The organism is Micromonospora sp. NPDC047812 (genome assembly GCF_040704175.1).
Lineage (GTDB): Bacteria > Actinomycetota > Actinomycetes > Mycobacteriales > Micromonosporaceae > Micromonospora.
On sequence record NZ_JBEYRY010000005.1, the window covers coordinates 486,440 to 490,689 of the forward strand.

5 protein-coding genes are annotated in these 4,250 nt (G+C 73.0%); 1 reads left to right on the forward strand and 4 read right to left on the reverse strand.

Features of this window, described 5'->3' with window-relative positions; genetic code table 11:
• Position 1 precedes the first annotated feature (1 nt).
• From AB0883_RS21810 to AB0883_RS21820, 3 genes are read right to left on the reverse strand one after another with little or no spacing between them, the layout of a single operon-like run.
• Positions 2-274 carry an acyl carrier protein gene (locus AB0883_RS21810; RefSeq protein WP_121401311.1) on the reverse strand — a complete coding sequence of 91 codons (273 nt, stop codon included), beginning with the start codon at positions 272-274 and terminating at the stop codon, positions 2-4.
• The gene (locus tag AB0883_RS21815) at positions 271-1,314 is read right to left on the reverse strand and encodes a transglutaminase domain-containing protein (protein WP_366642983.1); all 1,044 of its coding nucleotides are present in this window, start codon (positions 1,312-1,314) and stop codon (positions 271-273) included. Before AB0883_RS21815 ends, AB0883_RS21810 begins: the two co-directional genes overlap by 4 nt.
• Positions 1,287-1,928, reverse strand: a complete 642-nt coding sequence (locus AB0883_RS21820; RefSeq protein ID WP_121401313.1) for a hypothetical protein — start codon at positions 1,926-1,928, stop codon at positions 1,287-1,289. The genes AB0883_RS21815 and AB0883_RS21820 overlap by 28 nt, the downstream gene beginning before the upstream one ends.
• 270 nt (positions 1,929-2,198) lie before the next feature.
• Here AB0883_RS21820 and AB0883_RS21825 point away from each other — a divergent pair, with 270 nt between their 5' ends.
• Complete coding sequence (locus AB0883_RS21825) at positions 2,199-3,254, forward strand: NAD(P)/FAD-dependent oxidoreductase (protein ID WP_366642984.1); 1,056 nt, start codon at positions 2,199-2,201, stop codon at positions 3,252-3,254.
• A 98-nt stretch (positions 3,255-3,352) separates the two neighbouring features.
• Here the strand turns inward: AB0883_RS21825 and AB0883_RS21830 are convergent, their stop codons facing one another.
• Positions 3,353-4,228 (reverse strand): TauD/TfdA family dioxygenase, encoded by an 876-nt coding sequence (locus tag AB0883_RS21830; protein ID WP_366642985.1) that lies wholly within the window; start codon positions 4,226-4,228, stop codon positions 3,353-3,355.
• Between the last annotated feature and the right edge of the window lie 22 nt (positions 4,229-4,250).

The following is a 4,250-nucleotide window of genomic DNA, read 5'->3' on the forward strand; positions in this document are numbered from 1 at the left end:
GCTACTCCTTGGGTGTCGCGCCGAGGCCCTGCCCCGGGGTGAAGAAACGTCGCGTGATCCGGGAGATGGTGCGGAAGTCGTCCGTGCTCACCTCGTCGAGGGAGATCTCCGTGCCCAGCTCCGCCTCGATCAGGTAGAGCAGCTCGACGAAGTGCATCGAGTTCAGGACGCCCGTGTCCACGAGGTCGTCGTCGAGCCCGACCGAGTCGATGTCCGGACATCTGGCGCGCAGGAACGTGGTGAGGAACTCCGGAACCGTCTCGGTCGTACTCATGACCCCTCCTGGGGGCGTGTCGGTGCGGGGAGGATCTTCGTGGTGAGCCGCGCCGCCGTCGGTTCGTCGGCGCACCGGTGTTCGGCCACGGCCCGTCCGGTGGACAGGCCGGTCGGGATGAGCCGGTTGGTGCGCAGCGCGACGGCCGGATCGCGCAGCAGCGGATTGGTGTCGCGCACGGTGGCGGAGAACAGCGCGAAGACCGGGTCGATGACCTTGGTCGCCCCGTCGGCGTCCTCGACCTCGACCCAGGCGTGGACCAGGTCGAGCATGCCGACCACCCAGCCGATCCTGGTGACCGCCGGGATACCGGCCCGGCGGCAGAGCTGAGCCAGGTAGCGGCTCGCCGAGTCGCAGCTCGCCACGCCGTGCGTGGTCACCAGGTCGACGTCGTTCTGCAGGGCCTCGGGCAGCTTGACCCAGCGCAGGTCCATGGCGGCGAACTCGGCGGCGATCGCACGCAGCTCCGGGGAGCGCAGCTCGGCCAGCTCGCCGCGGGTGTGGACGGTGGCGGTGACGGCGAGTTGCGACGCCGTACGGGTGACGGCGTCGTCGCGCTCGGCGTCCGACCCGGCGACGCCGTCGGCGGGTTCGACCGTCAGGTCGTGCACCGCGCCGCCGCAGCGTTCGGGGCGCGGCAGGGCCAGCGTGCTGGTCGGCCGCGGGCCGCACGCGTCGGCGGCACACGCGATCCGCAGCGCGAACCGGGAGGCGCGGGGCGCGAGCAGCTCCTCGGTCGACGAGCGCATCCACCGCAGCGAGTAGGCGAAGGCCTGCTCCGGCACCGTCGTGCCGGTGCCGGAGTACAGCGCCAGGTTGAACAGGTCGCGCGAGTCGAACCGCTCCTCGCCCGGGTCACCGCTGGCCGGCAGCCCGCGGTCGAGCAACACCGAGAGCGTGTGGTCGTCGCAGCCGAGGACCTGTCTCGCCGAGGCGCGGTCGACGTCGTCGAGCCGGTGCTCCGGCGGGACCGCGAAGAGCGTGTCCAGCCCCCGGCACAGTCCGGCCGCCGTCATGACCGCGCCGGGTTGTCGCGCCACATCGTCTTGATGACGCTTCCGGTGCTCAGCACGTACTCGTCCACGGAGGTCCAGCCGAGCATCTCGTTGATCTGCACCTGCTCCGGGCCGGCCGAGGTCTCCAGGTAGCCCGGCAGGCCGAGGGCCTCGGCCCGCTTCTGGCCGGCGCGCATGAGGACGTAGCCGACACCGACCGAGTCGACCCGCCGGCCGAGCACCGCGAACCACACGTGCGGGCTGCTGGGGCGCATCCGGTCGAGCGCGTTGGAGATCCGGACTGCCTCCGTCACGGCCCGCGGCCCGGCCAGCAGGCACGCCACCGAGCGCAGCGCCCATCCCCACCACGGCGTCGTGCGCTCGTCGCCGTAGAGGACGAGGATGCCGTCGAGCCGGTCGGCACGGTACGCGGCCAGGGTGATGCCCGAGCTCATCAGCTGGGCGATCACCAGCTCCGCGAGGTACAGCGCGGTCAGCGCGGACCTGCGCTGCCACCGGGGGAGTGAGCCGGCGGCGGCCCAGATGGCGCCGTTCTCGTACGCCTGGGCGAGCAGCCGGGCGCCCGCCCACAGCTGCCGCCACCCGAGGTCCCGGACCTCGAGTCTGGGCTCCGGGCGCGCGATCGTTCGACTGTTCATAGTTCACCCCACGTCCAGACGGGAGCCCGCTGACCTGGGTGAATTTAATGGTCTTGGGTAATCGGCCAGTAATAAGAAGATCCCCTCGCCGGTTTCCACCGTTGCGGCGGCTGCGGGGCCCTCGCGTGATGCCGGCCCCGCCGCCCGCGAGGACGCGTCCCTCGCCGGGCTGCTCCCTTCCCCGGGTCGGGTCCGGATGGGAGACTGAGTCGTGTCGCGTGACGACCTCGGGAGCCCGCCGGAGCAGCACCGTGCCGGGTCGGTGCCGGCGTGATCACCGGCCACTGGGAGGTCGTCGTCGTCGGCGGCCGGATCGCCGGAGCGTGCACCGCCTGGGCGCTCGCGCCGTACGCCGAGCGGGTCCTCGTCCTCGACGCCTCGCGGCCCACCGCGTTCTGGCCGCAGCAGTCCACCTGGGACCGGTCCGGCAACCTCGCCTGGGCCGAGCTCGGCCTGCTGGACACGGTCCTGGCCTGCGGCGCCCCGCGCACCTACGGCGACACCCAGCGCATCGGCGAGGACGTGGTCGAGCGGGTCTACCCGCGCGAGGACGCGTACTCGTACCGGATGAGCGTGCCGCGCGAGGTGCTGGACCCGGCGCTGCTGGCCGCGGCGCGCGGCCGGGGCAACGTCACCGTGCGGCGCCCGGCCCGGGTGCGGGACCTCACCGTCGACGCGGGCAGGGTACGCGGCGTGACCGTCCGGCACGGTTCCGTCGACAGCGAGGTCACCTGTGACCTGCTGGTGCTGGCGGACGGCCGGCTGTCGCGCAACGCGGAACGCGTGGGGGCGACCGCCTACCGGGTCGTCGAGTCACCGTGGTTCGCGCTGCTGGCCTACTACGAGAACCTGCCGCTGCCCACCGACCGCTCCTACTTCTCCTTGCAGGACCGCAGCGTCCTCATCTCGACGCCCTGCGGCGACAAGCAGTGGTGCGTCGCGCTCGACCTGCACCAGAGCCTGATCGACGAGACCGGCCGGCACCCCGCGCGCTCGTTCGAGCGGATGGTGCGCGACGACCCGCACCTCGGTCCGGCCGTCGCCGCCGGCCGCCGGAGCACGTCGATCGGCGGCGCGGGCCGGATGCGCATGCTGCGCCGGCCGATGAGCGGGCCGGGCTGGTGCCTGGTCGGCGACGCCGGCTACCACCTGGATCCGGTCACCGCCCAGGGCACCCGGGCCGCCGTGGTCACGGCCCGGATCCTGCGGGACCGGATCGCGGGCGCCGGCCGCGTCGCGGGCGCGGACCTGACCGGCCTGACCGACGAACGCGACGCCGCCCTCGACGACGACTGGGCCTACACCGAGCAGATCGTGCGCGGCTGACCCCCGCGTGCACCGGCCTCCGCTCCACCGGTCGACGCCTGCACCGGCCGGCGAGCTGATCCGGCCGGCGCGCCAGCGGCCGGGGGCGGCCCGACCGGCTACCCCACCGGGCGGCTGCCGTTGACGGTCACCCGCTGGCCGTAGCGGGAGTGCGGGTAGTAGTCCCACACGGCGTGGTGCTGGGTGCAGCGGTTGTCCCAGAACACCAGCGTGTTCGGCGTCCAGCGGACCCGGCAGCTCAGGATCGGCTGCTGGGCGACCCAGCCGAAGAGCATGTCCAGCACCGCCCGGCTCTCGTGGCGGGAGAGCTGCACGATGTGCGAGGTGAAGCCGGCGTTGACGAAGAGCAGCTTGCGGCCGGTCTCCGGGTGCCGTACGACCACGGGGTGCTCGCTCTTCGGCACGACGTACTCCGGCGGCGGGGTGTGACCCTGCCACGGGATCAGGCCGTCGTGGATCGCCGTCAGCCCGTCGAGGAAGGCCCGCATCGGCGGGGAGAGCATCTCGTACGCCAGGTGCATGTTCGCCCAGAGGGTGTCGCCGCCGACGCCGATCTCCGGCGTCCTGGTGACGTAGAGCATCGAGCCCAGCGACGGCTCGGCCTCGGCCGTGCCGTCGGTGTGCCAGTCCTCGCCGGCCACGAACCGCGACTCCCGGCCGGCGCTGATCTCGAGCACGGCGGGGTCGCCGCCGTCGAGGTCGGCGAGGGGCTGCCGGCGCAGCTCGCCGAAGTGGCCGGCGAAGCGCTTGTGGTCCTCGGCGGTGAGCACCTGGTCGCGGAAGACCAGCACGTGGTGGGCGAGGAAGGCGCGCCTGACCTCGGCCAGCTGCCCGTCCGACAGTTCGGTGGCGAGGTCGAGGCCGGAGACCTCCGCGCCGATGACCGGAGAGATCGGTCGGACGGTGATGGTGTCGTAGCGCTCCGGCGGGCGGGTCGTCGCCCGCTCGACGGCGGCAAGGACGTGCTCTTCCATGCGTTCCCTCCTGGATTCGGTG